General features: G+C 58.1%; 16 protein-coding genes, 1 tRNA gene and 1 pseudogene. 2 read left to right on the forward strand and 16 right to left on the reverse strand.

Going from position 1 to position 17536, the window contains the following annotated elements; genetic code table 11:
- Positions 1-246 precede the first annotated feature (246 nt).
- On the forward strand, positions 247-1368 hold the full coding sequence (locus NDJ10_RS03815; protein WP_296159826.1) for an NADH:flavin oxidoreductase/NADH oxidase: 1122 nt from the start codon (positions 247-249) through the stop codon (positions 1366-1368).
- Here the strand turns inward: NDJ10_RS03815 and NDJ10_RS03820 are convergent.
- Together NDJ10_RS03820 and NDJ10_RS03825 are read right to left on the reverse strand one after the other, a co-directional pair.
- Positions 1365-1958, reverse strand: a complete 594-nt coding sequence (locus NDJ10_RS03820; protein WP_296159827.1) for an ABC-type transport auxiliary lipoprotein family protein — start codon at positions 1956-1958, stop codon at positions 1365-1367. The genes NDJ10_RS03815 and NDJ10_RS03820 overlap by 4 nt on opposite strands.
- Before the next feature lie 35 nt (positions 1959-1993).
- Positions 1994-2953: an MlaD family protein gene (locus NDJ10_RS03825; RefSeq protein ID WP_296159828.1), complete on the reverse strand. Its 960-nt coding sequence runs from the start codon at positions 2951-2953 to the stop codon at positions 1994-1996.
- Between the two features lie 43 nt (positions 2954-2996).
- Here NDJ10_RS03825 and NDJ10_RS03830 point away from each other — a divergent pair.
- Positions 2997-3072 (forward strand) — tRNA-Ala (locus tag NDJ10_RS03830).
- 13 nt (positions 3073-3085) lie between these two features.
- On the opposite strand, the gene argB is transcribed toward NDJ10_RS03830, so the two are convergent.
- The 14 genes and pseudogenes from argB to NDJ10_RS03900 form a co-directional block, all read right to left on the reverse strand.
- Complete coding sequence (argB, locus tag NDJ10_RS03835; RefSeq protein ID WP_296159829.1) at positions 3086-3976, reverse strand: acetylglutamate kinase; 891 nt, start codon at positions 3974-3976, stop codon at positions 3086-3088.
- A gap of 366 nt (positions 3977-4342) precedes the next feature.
- A complete protein-coding gene (locus NDJ10_RS03840) occupies positions 4343-4657 on the reverse strand; it encodes an H-NS histone family protein (RefSeq protein WP_296159830.1) in 315 nt (104 codons plus the stop codon).
- 131 nt (positions 4658-4788) lie between these two features.
- Complete coding sequence (locus NDJ10_RS03845; RefSeq protein WP_296159831.1) at positions 4789-6027, reverse strand: O-antigen ligase family protein; 1239 nt, start codon at positions 6025-6027, stop codon at positions 4789-4791.
- Positions 6028-6094: 67 nt separating this feature from the next.
- Positions 6095-6249: pseudogene (locus NDJ10_RS03850) on the reverse strand (sugar transferase); the annotation flags it as partial.
- 146 nt (positions 6250-6395) lie between these two features.
- The gene (locus tag NDJ10_RS03855; RefSeq protein WP_296159832.1) at positions 6396-7523 is read right to left on the reverse strand and encodes a hypothetical protein; all 1128 of its coding nucleotides are present in this window, start codon (positions 7521-7523) and stop codon (positions 6396-6398) included.
- A gap of 48 nt (positions 7524-7571) precedes the next feature.
- A complete protein-coding gene (locus tag NDJ10_RS03860; RefSeq protein ID WP_296159834.1) occupies positions 7572-9506 on the reverse strand; it encodes a nucleoside-diphosphate sugar epimerase/dehydratase in 1935 nt (644 codons plus the stop codon).
- The gene (locus tag NDJ10_RS03865; RefSeq protein ID WP_296159835.1) at positions 9497-10681 is read right to left on the reverse strand and encodes a DegT/DnrJ/EryC1/StrS aminotransferase family protein; all 1185 of its coding nucleotides are present in this window, start codon (positions 10679-10681) and stop codon (positions 9497-9499) included. The genes NDJ10_RS03860 and NDJ10_RS03865 overlap by 10 nt, the downstream gene beginning before the upstream one ends.
- Positions 10675-11340 (reverse strand): HAD family hydrolase, encoded by a 666-nt coding sequence (locus NDJ10_RS03870; RefSeq protein ID WP_296159836.1) that lies wholly within the window; start codon positions 11338-11340, stop codon positions 10675-10677. The genes NDJ10_RS03865 and NDJ10_RS03870 overlap by 7 nt, the downstream gene beginning before the upstream one ends.
- Positions 11327-12289 carry an ATP-grasp domain-containing protein gene (locus tag NDJ10_RS03875; protein WP_296159837.1) on the reverse strand — a complete coding sequence of 321 codons (963 nt, stop codon included), beginning with the start codon at positions 12287-12289 and terminating at the stop codon, positions 11327-11329. Before NDJ10_RS03875 ends, NDJ10_RS03870 begins: the two co-directional genes overlap by 14 nt.
- A complete protein-coding gene (locus NDJ10_RS03880) occupies positions 12286-12894 on the reverse strand; it encodes a sugar transferase (RefSeq protein ID WP_296159838.1) in 609 nt (202 codons plus the stop codon). The genes NDJ10_RS03875 and NDJ10_RS03880 overlap by 4 nt, the downstream gene beginning before the upstream one ends.
- 23 nt (positions 12895-12917) lie before the next feature.
- Complete coding sequence (locus NDJ10_RS03885) at positions 12918-14156, reverse strand: glycosyltransferase family 4 protein (protein ID WP_296159839.1); 1239 nt, start codon at positions 14154-14156, stop codon at positions 12918-12920.
- Positions 14157-14159: 3 nt separating this feature from the next.
- Positions 14160-15290, reverse strand: a complete 1131-nt coding sequence (gene wecB, locus NDJ10_RS03890; RefSeq protein ID WP_296159840.1) for a UDP-N-acetylglucosamine 2-epimerase (non-hydrolyzing) — start codon at positions 15288-15290, stop codon at positions 14160-14162.
- Positions 15291-15301: 11 nt separating this feature from the next.
- Positions 15302-16441 (reverse strand): capsular polysaccharide biosynthesis protein CapF, encoded by a 1140-nt coding sequence (locus NDJ10_RS03895; RefSeq protein WP_296159841.1) that lies wholly within the window; start codon positions 16439-16441, stop codon positions 15302-15304.
- 4 nt (positions 16442-16445) lie between these two features.
- Positions 16446-17489, reverse strand: a complete 1044-nt coding sequence (locus NDJ10_RS03900; protein WP_296159843.1) for a polysaccharide biosynthesis protein — start codon at positions 17487-17489, stop codon at positions 16446-16448.
- Between the last annotated feature and the right edge of the window lie 47 nt (positions 17490-17536).

Consider the following 17536-nt stretch of genomic DNA (forward strand, 5'->3'; position numbering starts at 1 on the left):
CAAAATAACTCAAAACGCGATGGAGTCCATAACCGCAATCAACAAACCAATAAAGACTTAAAGCAGACGCGAGACTGACATTCACCGCAAACCGTGTAGTGTTTTAAAAAACAATACGGGCTGCATGATACGACAAGTTTCAGTTTTTCAAACATTTATTTTCAGGCGCTTCAAAAATCCGTTGGTTTGCTCAAGAAAATGGTATGGCTATTTGCATTCCTTGCCATGTCAACTGGAGATTTACCCATGAGCCTGCTGTTTTCACCTTTGACCCTGCCCTCGCCGCGTGGTGGCCTGACGCTACCCAACCGCCTGGTGGTGGCGCCCATGTGCCAATATTCGGCCCATGAGGGCTGCGCCACCGACTGGCATCTGATGCACTGGGGCAACCTGCTCAACAGCGGCGCGGCCATGTTCACCATCGAAGCCACTGCGGTGTTGCCCGAAGGCCGCATTACGCCCAATTGCCTGGGTTTGTGGGACGACCGCACCGAAGCCGCCCTGAGCAGCCACCTGCAGCGCGCCCGCGCCCTGGCCCCGAGCACAGCCGTCTGCCTCCAATTGGCGCATGCCGGGCGCAAGGCATCCAGCGCGGTGCCATGGCAGGGCGGCCAACTGCTGGCGCCAGCCCAGGGCGGCTGGGAAACCTTTGCCCCGTCAGCGCTGCCGCATTTACCCAGCGAAACCGCGCCCACGGCCATCTCTGCCGCCAGGCTCATCGAGATTCGTGAAGCCTTTGTGACCGCCGCCCGGCGCGCCGCACGCCTGGGCGTCGAAGCCATCGAGCTGCACGGAGCGCACGGCTATCTGCTGCACCAGTTTTTGTCGCCCCTGGCCAACCAGCGCAGCGATGCCTATGGCGGCCCGTTTGAGAACCGCATCCGCTTCCCGCTCGAAGTATTCGCCGCTGTGCGCCAGGCGTTTGATGGCGTACTGGGCTTGCGCCTGTCGGCCACCGACTGGGTCGAAGGCGGCTGGGATCTGCCACAAAGCATTGAACTGGTGCAACGCCTGCAAGCCGCTGGCTGCAACTTTATCCACGTCTCTTCCGGCGGTGTTTCGCCACTGCAAAAAATTGCGCTGGGGGCGGGTTACCAGGTGCCGTTTGCCCAAGCCATTCGCGCCGCCACCGGCATGGTCACCACATCCGTCGGCCTGATCACCGAAGCCCAGCAAGCCGAGGCCATCCTGCAGACCGGCGATGCCGACCTGATTGCGCTGGGCCGCGGCTTTTTGTACCAACCGCGCTGGGGCTGGCAAGCTGCTGCAGCCCTGGGTGGCACGGTGCAGGCCAGCCCGCAATACTGGCGCTGCCTGCCGCGCGAAGCCCAAACGGCTTTTGGCAAGGTGACGGTGGCGCAGCGTTAATGAAAGCGGGCCAGCCAGGCGGACACCTGCCCAACTGCCTGGTCGCTGGCTGAGGTCAGGGCGCGTACAGCACCCTGCGCATCCGGCGTCGGTGCCGGCTGCTGCACAACAAAACTGCGTTGCGCCAGCACGGCTTCACTGCCGGCAATGCGCTGCGACAGGGTGGCGCGCAAGCGCAGCAAGCCGTGGCTTTGCGCCGGGGAATCAAATACCTGGCTGAATTCTTCCAACACCAGCCGCACATTGAACTGCGCCACCGCTTCACCCGGCGCCACCACCGCACGCTGCTCGCCCAGCTGCTGGCGCAGGCGCTGGCTGACCAATTGCGCCGGCGGCATGCTCCATCGCGTCAAGGCATAGGGCTTAAGCTGTTGCGCGTCGGCATAGGCCAGACGGTACAGCACCGCGTTGCCTTCCAGCGCCGGGCCGACCTGGGGCTCGAACAAGGCCACCGCCGCCAGACCGGGTCGCGCCTGCGTTGCAGCGGTCTGCACCGGGGCAGGACCAAAGTCATAGATCTTGACCACCGCTTCCGGTCGCGGTGTGGTGCAGCCAGCCAGCAAGAGCATCAACACAAGCAGCAGACCCATGGGCTTGACCAAATCAGTTTGGGACGCAGTTTTTTTCATGGTGCATTAAAACCGGGTTCACCCGGACCGGGCATGGGGGGCGGGGCGCCCAGCAGCAGGGCCTGCGGGGCGTCGCGCAGGATTTGCACCAGCTCGCCAATCTGGCGCGTACTGCGCGCCACGTCCTGGGCGACGAGATTCAGGCGCGGCAAGGTGACACTTTGCAGACTCTGATTGGTGGCCACCCATACCTCGGCGCCCTGCCCGAGCTGGTCCAGCGCGCCACCGGGGCCCGCCATGCGCTCGGTCAGCCGCTGAAAAGCGCGAGCCGACGTTTTTGCGGCGTCCGCGCTGTCACCCAAGCGCAGCGAGGTCGCCTTCAGCAGGGCCAGACTGTCGCGCGTACCCTGCGCCAGTTCGGGCAGCAAGCTGCGTGTTTGCGCTGTCAGCTGCTGGATTTCCGAGGCAACCCGGCCCAGATTTCCCACGGTGGTCATCAGGGTTTGCTGGTTCTGGCTTGAGAGCAATTGGTTCAGGCGCTGGCTGGCCTCGTCCAGCTGCCCCAACACGCGCTCACCCCGGTCGGTCAGCTTGCTCACCAAACCGGGCTTGAGTGGAATGCGGCTGTTGTCTGCAAGCTGCGCCAAGGGCGCGGCCGCGCCTTCGGTCGGCTTGTTATCGTCCAGCTGGATGAAGGCCAGCCCGGTCACGCCCTGGTAGCCCAGCGTGGCAAAGGTATTGGCGTTGATGGGGGCCAACTCATCGACCGCAATGCGCACCAGCACATGGCCCTGGGTCTGGGGGTCCAGACGGATGCTGGTGACCTTGCCCACCGGCACGCCCTGGTAACGCACATTGGCCTGGGGCTGCAAACCGCTCAGATTGACCTGCCCGGCCAGTTCATAGCTACGCAGCTGGCGTGTGTCGCGCGTCAGCCAAACCGCCAGTGCGATCAGCAAGGCGGTGACAAAAACGACAAACAAGCCGGCGGCCAGCGCGTGTGATTTGTTTTCCATGAGTTGTATTTAAACCCAAATCATTCCTAGAATGCGCTCCTGTGGGGGCATAGCTCAGTTGGGAGAGCGATTGGTTCGCAATCAATAGGTCGGCGGTTCGATTCCGCCTGTCTCCACCACCTCTCCGAATGCTCAATGCGACCGGATCATCGTGCCAAAAGCCTGATCCGTCAAAATTTCGAGCAGCAGCACATGCGGCACGCGGCCGTCAATGATATGCACCGAATTGACGCCACTCTTGGCCGCATCCAGCGCACCGGCAATTTTGGGCAGCATGCCGCCGCTCAGGGTGCCGTCGGCAAACAGCGCATCAATCTGGCGCGCCGTCAGGTCGGTCAGCAACTCACCGGCCTTGTTGAGCACGCCGCTGATGTTGGTCAGCATCATCAGTTTTTCGGCTTTGAGCACGGTAGCGAGCTTGGCGGCCACCACGTCGGCATTGATGTTGTAGCTCTCGTTGTTGTCACCAAAACCAATCGGGCTGATCACCGGAATAAAGGCATCGTCCTGCAGCGCCTTGACCACGCTGGGGTCGATACTGACGATGTCACCCACCTGGCCCACATCGTGTTCAATGCTGGGGTCGGCGGTGTCGATCATCTTGAGCTTTTGCGCGCGGATCATGCCGCCATCGCGCCCGGTCAGCCCCACCGCCTTGCCGCCAGCCTGGTTGATCAGGCCGACAATGTCCTGCTGTACCTCACCGCCCAGCACCCATTCGACCACTTCCATGGTCTCGGCGTCGGTCACGCGCATGCCCTGGATGAATTCACCCTTTTTGCCCAGCCGCTTGAGCGCCGTTTCAATCTGCGGGCCACCGCCATGCACCACCACCGGGTTGATGCCGACCAGCTTCAAAAGCACCACGTCTTCGGCAAAATCGGCCTGCAGGGCAGGGTCGGTCATGGCATTGCCACCGTACTTGATGACCATGGTCTTGCCGTGAAATTTGCGGATGTAAGGCAGCGCCTGCGCCAAGATTTCGGCCTTATCGCGCGGAGGAATTTGGGAGACGTCGGTCATGGTGGGCTCGGTGTTCAATGAAAGTGACAGTGTAAGACCCGTAAATTGTGCCGCATCTTGCCGCCATGGACTGCCGCGCTGCGCAGTAACTGGGCAAGTTCAAGGCCCGGCAGCGGTACTAGCCGGAAAAAGCTGGCTTACGGTAAATACGATCCAAAGGCGCTCTTATTGCCCGGATGTCAGTCTTCTTTACCGAACAGATTGACACATCGCTCCAAGGAATATCCAAGATGAACATCGGCGAGTTTCAAACCCGCCGGCAGCACCATTTACCTGACCGTATGCGGCCAATCCAAAACCCGGCTTTGCTAATAGCGTCCCTATGCTTTCACAACGCCGTTAAAGGTGCATTTAATGTCTGGTGATTTATATCGCAAACGCTTCTTTGCTTTGCCCTTGCGCCACCAAGGCCGCCAGCCAGCGCGGCATCAAGCCGCGGCCGCTCCAGGTTTCACCATTGGGACCGCGGTATTTGGCGGGTGCAGGATTGCCAGGCTTGGCCGCTGCAGTCGACTTGCGCGTGCGGCCCCTGGCACGGTCAAGGTCTTCTACCGTGATGCCATAAGCATCCATCTTGCCCAGAATATCCTGGATGGTTTGCGCCAATTCACGGGTGCGGATTTCTTCGGCTTGCTTTTGCAAGATGGCGATCTGGTTTTGAATATCGATTAAATTGTTCATGGTATTTGATAAGAATATGTGTTTAACACCCTGGTTGGCACGTTGCAGTGGCTCTTTTAATGGGTCAAATTATCACTTCAAACCACATTGAATCTGAGCAAAAATTTTAGTTCCATGAAAATCGCTATTTATCACTCCGTCATTTGGGGTCTATGTCGACCATGAATGCCATAAACCAACAAAACACCCAGCGACAAACAAAAGAAATACCCAATATAAGCATCGTAAAGCGAGGAGTTAAAAAGACAAGATATCACCAAGGCTACCAATACCGATTGCCCCGCTCTGGCAATGGGTTCATCCATTTTGAGTAGGTCCTTCATGATGGAACTCAAAAAACCCAGCAGAAGCAGGATGCCGCCCACACCAAGCTGAACGCCCCACAACAAATACTCCTGATGCGGGTTACTGCCAATACCCAGATCCTTATGGCCTGGGAAATTCAACTTCTGAAGTTTGTTGTATTCAGTGGCCCAACTGCCAACACCAAAGCCCGTCAAGGGCCTTTCTGCAATGGTTTCCACAGAGCCTTTCCAAAAATCCAAGCGGTTATCTTCGGAAGTGGCAGCTCCCACTCCGGACGAAAAATTCGAGATTTCAGTTTTTGTAAAAACAAATCTCTGCGCCACGTTTTCAAAACTCAAAACTGCCAACAAAATCAACACTGGTGGGACAACCAATGTAACAAGGCGATAACGTCTCGGCAACGCCCAAAAAATAGCCATTGAAATCATGACAACGCCCACCACATGACCGGTTCGCCCAACAAACAGAAAAAATGCATTCCCCAGTGCCAGCAAGGATATTCCTGCAAGAACATAAAACAGGGGGCGACTGGGTGCAAGCGGCTTCAAGTGCCAGAAAATGGCTGCAACTACAGCGCTCATGATGCCCTGATCAAGATAAGTAACAAATACCGCATAGCGTGTTAGTGCCATTTTTGAAGTGGCCCATGCCACTGGCACATTGAAATACAGCAGCCACGAACTGATCAGCAGAAAAACTTGCGCGACAGCAAAAGCAAGTAGTACCCAGGTGGCCTCACGATGCGTTCGGACAAGCACCAGCAGCGTCGGGATAACCAGGAACTTGCCGTATTTTCCGATTGTGCCCAAGGCCTGGTCCATAGGGGCAGTGGTCCAGAACAAACTGACAGCAAACGCAAAAAGAACCATGAGAACTACTCTTGGCGTCCACATGAACCGCCAAGCGGCAGGCGCCACTGTCGCGGGTTTTCCCAAAAGCAATGCGATAAGTGCTGCAATGACCAAAAGCACTTTTGAGAGGCTGACAAAAACGATCGGCAAAGCAGCAGAGGCCGCTGCAAATACAGCAATTGCTACACGGATATTTAGACGGTTGGGTGTCATTCTTTAAATACTTCAAGGCTATACAGGCGGCGAGAATAATAATTCTTATATCTAGAAATATCGACTACCTATGCAAATATTCAACATCCAGTGCAACTTTTTCAGGCATCGGCAACTCATTCCGCCCATTAATTTGCGCCCACCCGGTTAACCCTGGCACCAATTCATGTCTGCCGGCTTTGGTGGACAACTCGATCAAGTCATGTGATTGAACAAGGCCGGCAGCGACGCAGCAATCCATGCAGTCCGGAGAGGCGCGTCTTTTGAATCTCGCCACTCCCGTGTCTTGGAAATATCCGCCTGCAATACCCACACCGGCACCGGCAGCAAGCGCGCGGCTACAACCGCAGCCTGCACCATCCCACGAATCAACTCTCGTTGTTCTGGAGCAGCATTTTCTTCAGCTGCTCACGCCAGAGAAAAACCGCGCTCAACAGGCCCGCCAGCAGGCCGGCCAGCACCATCACCATCAAGGGACCAGGGCGTTCGGGGCGGGTGGGCACGGAAGGCTTGGCGACGAACTGGGCCTGCGACAGGAAGCGGGCACTGATCTGCGACACATCGGCGGCCAGCGACGACAGCTTTTCGCGCTCGGCCTCGGTCTTGACCAGCTTGCTGAACCGGTCAATCAACGCGGACAGCCTGACCACGCTGTCGCTGCCGCTACGCGCCTCGTTCAAGGCCGCCTCAGCATCAGCCACCATCGCCTTGGCAAACGCCTGTTGCGCCATTTCCCGGTCGAGCCGCTGGATTTTTTCACGGACGTCAATGATCTCGGACTCGGCGCCCACCAGCTGCGCCATCGGCGACATGAACTTTTCATTGTCCTTGCGTACATCAACCACCTGCTGGGACTCGCGTCGCGCCGCATCAGGGTAACTGGCCACCAGCTTCTTCAGCGCTGTGGCACGGGTTTGGGCCTGCTCGATGTCAAACTGATACTTCAGCTTGCGCTCCACCGCACGGTCTGAAAACTGGCGGTTTTCAAGGGCCCAGCGGGACACCTGCTCACGCACTGCCTCGCGGGTGGCAACATCCTTGAAATAATTGCCCAGCCAGGTGGCGCCCTTGGCGGTTTCTTCAGGATCAGCGGCCGTCTTGGTCAATTTCAAACCAAGGTATACCGTACTTTTTCGCTCCCTGTCCTGTGTCTTTTCACGTTCCTGCTCCAACTGAAGCAAGATATCCGGCAATTCCTTGGCATCGGCCTTGCTGACCTTGGGCACCGGCTTGAGCCATGCACCCTTCGTCACCTCACTGACCAATTGATCCACCCTGCGGCTGTCCACATCCGGCGGTAAAGACACGGCGGCAAACTGCCGCACGGTGTTGGCATCCGTGGCCAGTTCGGCAAAGCGTTTGTATTCCGCCGTGCCCATTTCCATGCTGAGCACCCCCTCGGACTTGTAGCGCAGCAGCGGCCCGTAGCCCAGCCCGGCCCCCACGCCAACACCGGCCAAAACAGCCACCAACACCCCTACCATTTTCTTTCGCATGTGCACTCCCATATTTTGCATAAACAGATACGGCTAACCGCACCACTCTTAATCATCAACAGCAGGGGGACTATATCCATGGACAAATTGCTTCAGGATATTCTTGATCACCGCCTCATTGTTTTGTGTTGCGGCCTGCCGCATCTCCACCAATACGGGCGCCAGCTCGGGCCAGACCACAAAGTCTTCACGCGCCTTCATGATGCGCTCATGCGCGGTGCCTTCCGGGTTGTCGCCAATGAGCAGCTCCTCATACAGTTTTTCCCCAGGGCGCAGGCCGGTGATTTTAATTTCTATATCGCCGCACGGGTTGCGGTCATCGCGCAATGTCAGGCCAGAGAGCTGGGCCATGCGCCGTGCCAGATCGATAATTTTCATGGGCTTGCCCATGTCCAGCACGAACACATCGCCGCCGTTGGCCATGGCACCGGCCTGCAACACCAGTTGGGCGGCCTCGGGAATGGTCATGAAATAGCGGGTGACTTCCTCATGCGTCACCGTCAGCGGGCCGCCATCGCGCAACTGCTTGCGAAACAGCGGCACCACGCTGCCACTGCTGCCCAGCACGTTGCCAAAGCGCACCATGGCAAACAGGGTGTGGTTGCGCACTTGCGTGCTTTGCGACCCGTCCGGCAGATGAAAAACCACCGAAGAACTGGCCGCCAGCGCCTGCAGCACCAGTTCGGCCATGCGCTTGGTGGCACCCATCACATTGGTGGGTCGCACCGCCTTGTCGGTGGACACCAGCACAAAGTGGGCCGCCTCGCTTTCCATGGCGGCACGGGCCATATTCAGGGTGCCAAACACATTGTTCAGCACGCCCTCGGCAGGGTTGCTCTCTACCAGCGGCACATGCTTGTATGCCGCCGCGTGGTAAACGGTGGCGGGTCGGTAAAGCTGGCAAATTTCCCTCAAACGCCCAAAATTCCCCACGCTGGCCAGCAGCGGAATCACCTCCACCGGCAAGGCATGCTCTGCGCACAGGCCCTCCAGCTCACGGTGGATGGTGTACAGGCCAAATTCGTTGTGCTCCACCAGCACCAGCTGGCGCGGTTTTTCCATAAGTATCTGGCGGCACAACTCACTGCCAATGCTGCCGCCGGCCCCGGTCACCAGCACCGTCTTGCCGGCCAGATTCTTGGCCAGCAAGATCGAATCAGGTGGCACAGGGGGCCGCCCCAGCAGGTCTTCGACATCAAGTTCCTGAAAATCCTGAGTCGTCACCCGGCCCGATGCCAAGTCACCCATGCCCGGCAAGCTGCGCACGTGCACCGGCAATTCGCGCAAACTGGCAATGATTTCATTGCGGCGCATCCGTTCCAGCGACGGCATGGCCAGCAAGATATCGGTCACGCCCATGCGCTCCACGGCATCGGCCACCTCATCAGGCGCCATGATGTCAACGCCGTTGATGCTGCCCCCCGCCTTGGCCTTGTCATCGTCAATAAAGCCCAACAGCACAAAATGGCGCGCTACACCCAAGGCAGACGCCGTCTGCACACCCGCCTCGCCAGCACCGTAGATCAGCAGACGGCCAGTGGCATTTCGCGCCTTACGGGACCAGCCCGCCAACCAAAACCGCGCAATCGCCCGACTGCCCCCCACCAGCAGCAAAAAGAGCAGCGGCTGAATCAGCCCCACGCTGCGCGGCACGCCCTGCCAGTTGAACCACAACAGGGCAAAGAAAAACAGCAGCGTGTACAGCCCCACCGCCTTGGCGGTAGTGGCCAGGGCTGCCATGCCGGTGTAACGAAAAATGGCGCGGTACAGCCCAAAGCGAACAAAAATGGGAATCGCCAGCAAGGGCGCCAGCAGGTAAACATACTTCTGCTGGAGTTGCGGCAGGCCCGTCTGGTCGATGCGCAGATAAAAGGCGGCCCAGACCGAAACCAGTGCCAGCACCAAATCAAGCGCAACGACTACCAAACGCTTGGCCGGGCGCGGCAGCGCCAGCAAAGGAGTAGCGAATCGACTCAGCGGCATACCTGCCTCAAAACTGCGGCTACCGTTTCACATGTCTTGGTGATTTCTGCAAGAGTCAACGTGGGATGCACCAGAAACATCAAGCTGGTTTCACCAAGCTGCCTTGCAACCGGCAAACGCTCGGCCGGGCGCCAGCCGGTCCCGTCGAATGCTTTTTCCAAGTAGACCTCCGAACATGACCCCTGGTAGCAGGGCACACCTTGGGCATTGATCGCCTCCACAATTCGATCACGGCTCCAGCCGTCGACCAGGCGCTCGGGCTTCACCTGCACATAACATTTGTAGTGAGCGTGCACGCTGCCAGCCGGCATGGCAGAAAAGTCGGGGACGTGCACCACTGCGTGCTCACGGCAGGCAGCCCAAATGGCTTCAGCGTGCCGGGTGCGGCTGGCCGTCCAATCCGCCATGCGGCGCAACTGGATGCGTCCGATCACGGCTTGCATCTCCAGCATGCGCCAGTTGGTGCCAAAGCTCTCATGCAGCCAGCGGAAACCCGGTGGGTGCTGGCGCTCGTACACCGCCGCGTAGCTCTTGCCGTGGTCTTTAAAGGCCCACATGGCACGCCACAGCGCCTCGTCGTTGGTGGTGATCATGCCGCCCTCGCCGCCGGTCGTCATGATCTTGTCCTGGCAAAAGCTCCAGGCGCCCACATGGCCAATGGCACCTACGCCTCGGCCCTTGTACTTCGCCCCATGGGCTTGGGCGCAGTCCTCGATCACCTTGAAGTCCTGCGAATCGGCAAGCGCCATGATAGGGTCCATGTCACACGGCCAACCAGCCAAATGCACGCAAATCACGGCCTTTGTGCGCGGTGTCAGAACCTTGGCAATCGTGGCAGCAGAAATATTGCCACTGTCAGCCTCTACATCTGCAAACACTGGCGTGGCGCCTGCATTCACCACGCAAGACACGCTGGCGATGAAAGTGCGCGGTGTCACCACCACCTCGTCGCCCGGGCCAATACCCAGCGCCTTCAGCGCCACATCGAGCGCCAGTGTGCCGTTGCTCAATGCCACGGCATACCGCGTACCGCACCAAGCCGCAAACTCTTTTTCAAACTCGCGACATTCGGTGCCGGTCCAGTAATTGACCTTATTGGACAGTAGCACCGCGCGCACGGCGTCAGCCTCTTCGGTGGTGAAACTGGGCCAGGAAGAAAACAAAGTGTTCAGCATATGTAATTCAATATTTCATCGAGCGAGTCGATCCAAAACTGTGGTAACTGCTCGGGCTGGAGTCCATCCAAATTCTGGCTATGGATATTGCGACCGTCGTCGCGAAGCCCTAGGGTTGTCCAGCCCAAAGAATTAGGAGCCAGGAAATCTTTTTTTGGGTTATCGCCAACGTAAATTTGGCGCGATGCAGGCATGTGGCGCATGATAAGTTCAAAGCGCAATGGAGAAGGCTTGTCAGCGCCGTAGTCTTCTGAGATATACGCCGGAAAACGTGATAACCCCAAAGCCTTGATTTTCTGGCGCTGGCTAATGGAGCGACCGTCAGTGATAATCGCCAGATTGCACTTCGTCTGCAACCTCTCCAGCAAATCCTGCACAAACGGAGTCAATCGAATTGCTGGCTCATGCAGACGATAGATCCACAAAAGCGACTCTTTAACTGAAATCGGCAACCCAGCCACACGGCAAAGACCTGCAAGCAGATCCGGCTCACCAGCTTTCTGGAGTGCAAGTAAATCCAATGCCAGCGATTTACCATAAAGCTGCTCAATCCAACGACATACCTCGGCAAAGCCCGAAGCATGATAATCAGCTTCCTTGTATAGAGTGTCATCCAAATCAAGAACGACGACAGTCTCAAAAAATTCAGTTATAGCCATGCACTAGAACCTTAGCGTCATAACGCAGCATCAATAGATCGGCTTCCCAATCCTCCTTGAACGGCAGATCATGATCGAGCAAATACTCGTCAATTAGCCAACCAGGATATTTGGCCTCCGCACCATAAGTGAGCGGATAACCGCCACCGAAGCGCGGGTTTATCTCAAGGGCCGCAAACCGTCCCGTCTCTTGATTGCTAAACAGTTGCAGCGTGATGCATCCGCGCGCGCCTTGAATTCGGGTCAACTTGTCGCGCAAATAGTGATAGACGTGATTTCGGCGCGTGACACCCTTGCTAACTTCGCCAGCCCGTGTTTCTAAGCGCTGCCGGGGTACGAAGCAACGCAACTGGCCCCGGCGGTCATAGTAAGCGTCGACGGTATATTCTTGATGGCTGGCATCAATGAGTTCCATAAACATCATCTTTTCGTCTGCCAACATTGCATCGGAAAGCATTGCTGGCGTGCCAACTATAGAAGCACCAATGCTGCAACTACCGTCATAGGGCTTGGCAAAGCAAGGAAATCTGATCGCATCGCGTGCAAAGATTTTTGGGGTATCAATACTGATATCCGTGAACAAGTCTGCAGTCAAACGCTTGTCGCGGCAGATTCTTACCAGTGACTCATCCGAAATGATGACGTGAATACCCTCATCAGAAAACATCTGCCGATGCTGCGATAGCAGCAGAAGTTCAGTATCAATAGTCGGCACGACCAAGCCTATTCCTTCCCTCAGGCAGGTCGAAAGCAGAAAATCAACGTAAGAGGAATCCGTAACCCGAGGAGCTTTAATGGCTTTGTGCACGACCTGGCACGCTGCAGAAGTTTCAGGCCTCATCTCCGTCGCCAGGAGTCTAGAGTCCAAATTCCGTTCGGCGATATCAATCAAAAAAGACTGGGCAAGTTCGACGCGTCGCCCGGCAGACAAGAGTAAAACGTTTTTCATTCTTCAGCTTTAGTTAGGTTGGATCCCTTGAAAACTGGCATCGTCGCCTCGCCCGCCGCACTGATGCCCTCGCGCACCAGCACCTTCTTCACCGTCAGCCACAGGACCTTGATGTCCAACCACAGCGAGCGGTGGTCGACGTACCACACGTCCAGCCTGAACTTGTCGTCCCAGCTGATCGCGTTGCGGCCATTCACCTGCGCCCAGCCGGTGATGCCAGGGCGCACTTCATGGCGGCGCGCCTGTTCGGGCGAGTAGAGCGGCAGGTACTCCATCAGCAGCGGACGCGGCCCCACCAGGCTCATATCACCCTTGAACACATTCCACAGCTCGGGCAGCTCATCCAGGCTACTGGCGCGTAGGAATCGGCCGAAAGGCGTCAACCGCTCGGCGTCGGGCAGCAACTCGCCATCCGGCCCACGTGCGTCCGTCATGGTGCGGAACTTGACCATCTGGAACGGTTTGCCGTGCCGACCGGGACGTGTCTGGCGGAAGAAGGCGGGACTGCCGAGCTTGTTGCGCACCAGCCAGATTAAGCTGAGCAGAGGCAGGGCGAGTAAAAGCAACGCCAGCAGGGCGATGACGAAGTCAAAGAGTCGTTTCATTCAGGTTCGTGTCGTGTGTGATGCTAGCAGTTCGATTTCCGGCTTGACGCGAGTGCCTTGAAGATGACCCCAAACCTGGCCGCCCCCACCGGCAGTGACAAATGCTCCCGGTAATAGTCCTGAGCCTTGCGGCCCATTTCTTTGAGCTGACTGGAAGAAAGTGCAGCCATCGCCTCCGCCGCAATTGCCAAGGCTTCTGCATTCTCAGACTCGGCAACTACGCCGCCGCCGGACTGGATGACCAAATCGGCCGCATCGCCATCCACCGCCATCAAGAGTGGTTTGCCAACGGTCATGTAGGCCTGGGTCTTGGACGGGATGGTGATCTGAAACAGCGGATCCTTGCGCAAATGCACCAGCAAGGCATCGGCCGCATTCAGCAGCGTGCCCACCTCAGACATAGGCACTGGCGGCAGGAAGACTACATTGCGGAGCTGCAGTTCCGCAGCCCGTTGCTTGAGTCGGTCCACCTCCACACCGCCGCCCAACATCACCCAGCAGACACGCAATCCACGCGCCTGCAGCAGTTCAGCCGCCTGCAGTACGGCATTCAGCGCCTGTGCCTTGCCCATGTTGCCGGCAAACATGATCCGAAACTGATCCGCTCTCGGAAAGACCTCAGGCAACTGCCCCTGCGGTGCGGCCAGCGCCGCCTCGTCCGCCCAGTTGTAAATAACCTCCACCTTGGCCTCTGACACCCCGCGCTGCATTAATAAGCGCTTGAAGCCTGGCGACAGCACTACGATGTGGTCCACACGGCGGTACACCCACTGGCATACAGCACTCACCACGTTCAAGGCGCGGACGTTGTTGAGCATGCCCGTGGCACGCAAGGTATCGGGCCACATGTCCTGAATGTCATACACCACTGGAATATGGCGTAACAGGCGAATCAAGCTGGCGGTGATGCCTACTGTCAATGGCGGATGATAAGCATAGATCACATCTGGCCTGCGAGCCATGAACAAGCCGTACACCAACGACGACGCGGCAAAGCTGGCGTAATTCAACACCCGCTTGATGGCCGACTGGTCGTGGTTGGGGTACAGCGGAACGCGCGTCACCTGCACGCCATCAATCACTTCGCGCTGAAGCCACTTGATGCAATAGCCGGGGTAGACCTTGCCACCGGGGTAATTAGGAAAGCCGGTAAGCACCTCTACCTCGAACCCTTGGCGCACCAGCTCGCGTGCAAACACCAAGCCCTTGAAAGTGGGCTCGGGGTCGAACCATTGCGTCAGCAACAGGATGCGTGTGGCCATGCGTCAGTACTTCTTCCACACCACGCGGTTCACGTAATCCGTGTAGCTGTGGATGATACGCAGAACCTTGTCCGAGACATTGGGCATGCTGTAGTCGGCCACCTGGCGCAACAGGCGTGTCTGGCCACGAGGCTGGCTTTCCAGAATGGCCAGGCCCTGCATGACCCGCTCCACCTCCAAGCCCACCATCATGACCGCAGCCTCTTCCATGCCCTCGGGCCGCTCATGCGCCTCGCGCAGGTTCAGCGCCGGAAAGTTCAGAATGGACGACTCTTCATTAATGGTGCCGCTGTCCGACAGCGCCGCCTTGGCCGAAAGCTGAAGTTTGTTGTAGTCGGTAAAACCCAGCGGCTTAAGCAACTGCACATTGGCGTGGAACTTTGCACCCATGGCGTCAACCCGCTTTTGCGTGCGCGGGTGGGTGGAGACGATCACCGGCAGGCCGTATTGCTCGGCCACAGTGTTGAGCACCTGCACCAGCTTGCCAAAGTTCAGGTCGGAGTCGATGTTTTCCTCACGATGGGCGCTCACTACAAAGAACTGCCCCTCGGCCAGCCCCAGCCGGTCCAGCACGCCCGATGCATCAATGCCCGGGCGGTAGTGCGCCAGCACCTCGGCCATAGGGCTGCCGGTCTTGATGACCATGTCGGGCGGCAGGCCCTCGCGCAGCAGGTATTCGCGGGCAATGCTGCTGTAGGTCAAGTTGATGTCTGCCGTGTGGTCCACGATGCGGCGATTGATTTCTTCGGGCACACGCTGGTCAAAGCAGCGGTTGCCGGCCTCCATATGGAACACCGGCACCTTGCGCCGTTTAGCCGGCAGCACGGCCATGCAGCTGTTGGTGTCACCCAGCACCAGCAGGGCATCGGGCTTTTCCGTGGCCAGCACGCCATCCACCGCGATGATGATCTTGCCAATGGTTTCCGCCGCGCTGGCGCCAGCGGCGTTCAGGAAGTGGTCTGGTTTGCGAATGCCCAGATCGTCAAAAAAGATCTGGTTCAGTTCGTAGTCGTAGTTCTGGCCCGTGTGCACCAGCACATGGTCGCAATGCTCGTCAAGGCGCGCTAGCACGCGAGAGAGGCGAATGATCTCGGGCCGGGTACCGACCACAGTCATGACTTTGAGTTTTTTCATGGGTATCGATTTCAGAGCGGGCAGGCAAAGGTATCCGGCCGCGCACGGTCGAACACCTCATTCGCCCAGAGCATGACGATCATTTCGTCGGCGCCGATGTTGGTGATGTCATGCGTCCAGCCCGGCACGGTTTCCACGATTTCGGACTTGTCACCGCTCGTGACCAGTTCATTCTCCTGGCCGGTTTGCATGTGGCGGAACTTGAAGCGCGCCTGGCCCTTGATGACCAGGAACTTCTCGGTCTTGCTGTGGTGGTAATGCCCACCCCGCGTGATCCCTGGGTGCGCGGTGAAGAAGGAGAACTGTCCGCAATCGGGCGTCTTGAGCATTTCAACGAACACGCCGCGCGGGTCGCCATGCTGGGGCACGGTGTAGGTAAACGACTCCACCGGCAGGTAGCTCACATAGGTGGCGTACAAGGCACGCACCAGCCCCGTGCCCACGCGATCCGTCATCAGGGTGCTGCGGCTGTCCTTGAACGCCTGAATCTGCCGGGCCAGTTCGCCCACGGTAGAGGTGTATTGCGGTGCCACAGTGGCAAAGCCATCCGGCCCCACCGCAGCGTCAGCGCCATCCATCAACTGCACAAAGCGTTCAATCACATCGTCCACATACACCAGCGTGAGCGGAGCGGCCGGGTCATTGATCTGAATGGACAGATCGCGGGCAACGTTGTGGCAGAACGTAGCCACCGCCGAGTTGTAGTTGGGCTTGCACCATTTGCCGAACACGTTGGGCAGGCGAAACACATGCGCTGGCACGCCGTGGCTGGCGGCCAAGGCAAACAAAGCGTCTTCCGCCGCGCGCTTGCTCTGGCCGTAGAGGTTGGGCTGCGTGGCCTGGGTACTAGAGGCAAACACCACCGGCACGCGGCGCCCGCTACGCTCTGCCTCAGCCGCCAAGGCACTGCACAGCGCCTGCGTGAGCCCGGCATTGCCGCTAGCAAATTCGGTAGGGTCTTGCGGACGGTTAACCCCCGCCAGGTGAAACACAAAGTCCACCCCTTGCAGCAGCGCCGGCAGTTGCTTCACGTCGTCTGCACGGGTAAAGCAGCGCACCTGCACATCCTTGCGTTCGGCCAGATGCAGTTGCAGGTTTTTGCCAATGAAGCCGTTGGCCCCGGTGATCAGCATCGTCTTGACGTTGCTCATGTACTTATTCCTCGGCCACGGCGTGCTCGCCGCGTGCAATGCGCTGCATGAAATCCAGCTTCAACAACAACGCCTTCATGCCTGCGACATCCAGCCGCGTGGTGTTGTGCGAGTTGTAGTCCTCGCCATGGGCGGTCTGGGTCAAGCGCTGTTCGCCTTCCTCGACGAACTTGGCGTAGTTGAGGTCGCGCCCATCCGGAGGCACGCGGTAGTAGTCGCCCATGTCTTCGGCACAGGCCATTTCTTCACGGCTCAGTAGTGCTTCATACAGCTTTTCGCCATGGCGCGTGCCAATGCTTCGCACTTCGTGTTCGGGCTTGCCCATCAGTTCCAGAATCGCATGCGTCAGCACTTCCACCGTGGCCGCAGGCGCCTTTTGCACGAAGATGTCGCCGTTGTTGCCATGCTCAAACGCATACAGCACCAGTTCAACCGCATCGGCCAGCGTCATCATGAAACGGGTCATGGCCGGGTCTGTGACGGTGATGGGCTTGCCCGCAAACACTTGATCGACGAACAGTGGAATCACCGAGCCGCGCGAAGCCATCACATTGCCATAGCGCGTGCCGCAAATGACGGTGCTGGTACCCTCCAGGTTGCGGCTAGCCGCCACCATCACCTTTTCCATCATGGCCTTGCTGATACCCATGGCGTTGATGGGGTATACCGCCTTGTCGGTACTGAGGCACACCACGCGCTTGACACCTGCATGGATCGCAGCCTCCAGCACGTTTTCCGTGCCCAGCACATTGGTGCGCACCGCCTGCATCGGGTGAAACTCACACGACGGCACCTGCTTGAGTGCAGCGGCGTGGAACACGTAGTCCACACCGCGCATAACCTGCTCCACACTGCGACTGTCGCGTACATCACCGATGTAGAACTTGAGCTTGGAACTGGCATAGCGCTTGCGCATGTCATCCTGCTTTTTTTCATCGCGGCTGAAGATTCGAATCTCTTTCAAGTCGGACTGGAGAAACCGGCGCAGCACCGCGTTCCCAAACGAACCTGTGCCGCCAGTTATTAACAGTTTCTTACCAAGAAACATATTCACCGCATTTAAATTAACCATCCAAGGACTCCAAATTAAGAACT

Origin of the sequence: Rhodoferax sp., from assembly GCF_023700745.1 — a bacterium.
GTDB lineage: Bacteria > Pseudomonadota > Gammaproteobacteria > Burkholderiales > Burkholderiaceae_C > Rhodoferax.

Bases quoted from the DNA above. Each gene is read 5' to 3' on its own strand.
- NDJ10_RS03815 (WP_296159826.1), top strand. From the start codon at position 247: ATGAGCCTGCTGTTTTCACCTTTGACCCTGCCCTCGCCGCGTGGTGGC.
- NDJ10_RS03820 (WP_296159827.1), bottom strand. From the start codon at position 1,958: ATGGGTCTGCTGCTTGTGTTGATGCTCTTGCTGGCTGGCTGCACCACA.
- NDJ10_RS03825 (WP_296159828.1), bottom strand. From the start codon at position 2,953: ATGGAAAACAAATCACACGCGCTGGCCGCCGGCTTGTTTGTCGTTTTT.
- argB (WP_296159829.1), bottom strand. From the start codon at position 3,976: ATGACCGACGTCTCCCAAATTCCTCCGCGCGATAAGGCCGAAATCTTG.
- NDJ10_RS03840 (WP_296159830.1), bottom strand. From the start codon at position 4,657: ATGAACAATTTAATCGATATTCAAAACCAGATCGCCATCTTGCAAAAG.
- NDJ10_RS03845 (WP_296159831.1), bottom strand. From the start codon at position 6,027: ATGACACCCAACCGTCTAAATATCCGTGTAGCAATTGCTGTATTTGCA.
- NDJ10_RS03855 (WP_296159832.1), bottom strand. From the start codon at position 7,523: ATGCGAAAGAAAATGGTAGGGGTGTTGGTGGCTGTTTTGGCCGGTGTT.
- NDJ10_RS03860 (WP_296159834.1), bottom strand. From the start codon at position 9,506: ATGCCGCTGAGTCGATTCGCTACTCCTTTGCTGGCGCTGCCGCGCCCG.
- NDJ10_RS03865 (WP_296159835.1), bottom strand. From the start codon at position 10,681: ATGCTGAACACTTTGTTTTCTTCCTGGCCCAGTTTCACCACCGAAGAG.
- NDJ10_RS03870 (WP_296159836.1), bottom strand. From the start codon at position 11,340: ATGGCTATAACTGAATTTTTTGAGACTGTCGTCGTTCTTGATTTGGAT.
- NDJ10_RS03875 (WP_296159837.1), bottom strand. From the start codon at position 12,289: ATGAAAAACGTTTTACTCTTGTCTGCCGGGCGACGCGTCGAACTTGCC.
- NDJ10_RS03880 (WP_296159838.1), bottom strand. From the start codon at position 12,894: ATGAAACGACTCTTTGACTTCGTCATCGCCCTGCTGGCGTTGCTTTTA.
- NDJ10_RS03885 (WP_296159839.1), bottom strand. From the start codon at position 14,156: ATGGCCACACGCATCCTGTTGCTGACGCAATGGTTCGACCCCGAGCCC.
- wecB (WP_296159840.1), bottom strand. From the start codon at position 15,290: ATGAAAAAACTCAAAGTCATGACTGTGGTCGGTACCCGGCCCGAGATC.
- NDJ10_RS03895 (WP_296159841.1), bottom strand. From the start codon at position 16,441: ATGAGCAACGTCAAGACGATGCTGATCACCGGGGCCAACGGCTTCATT.
- NDJ10_RS03900 (WP_296159843.1), bottom strand. From the start codon at position 17,489: ATGTTTCTTGGTAAGAAACTGTTAATAACTGGCGGCACAGGTTCGTTT.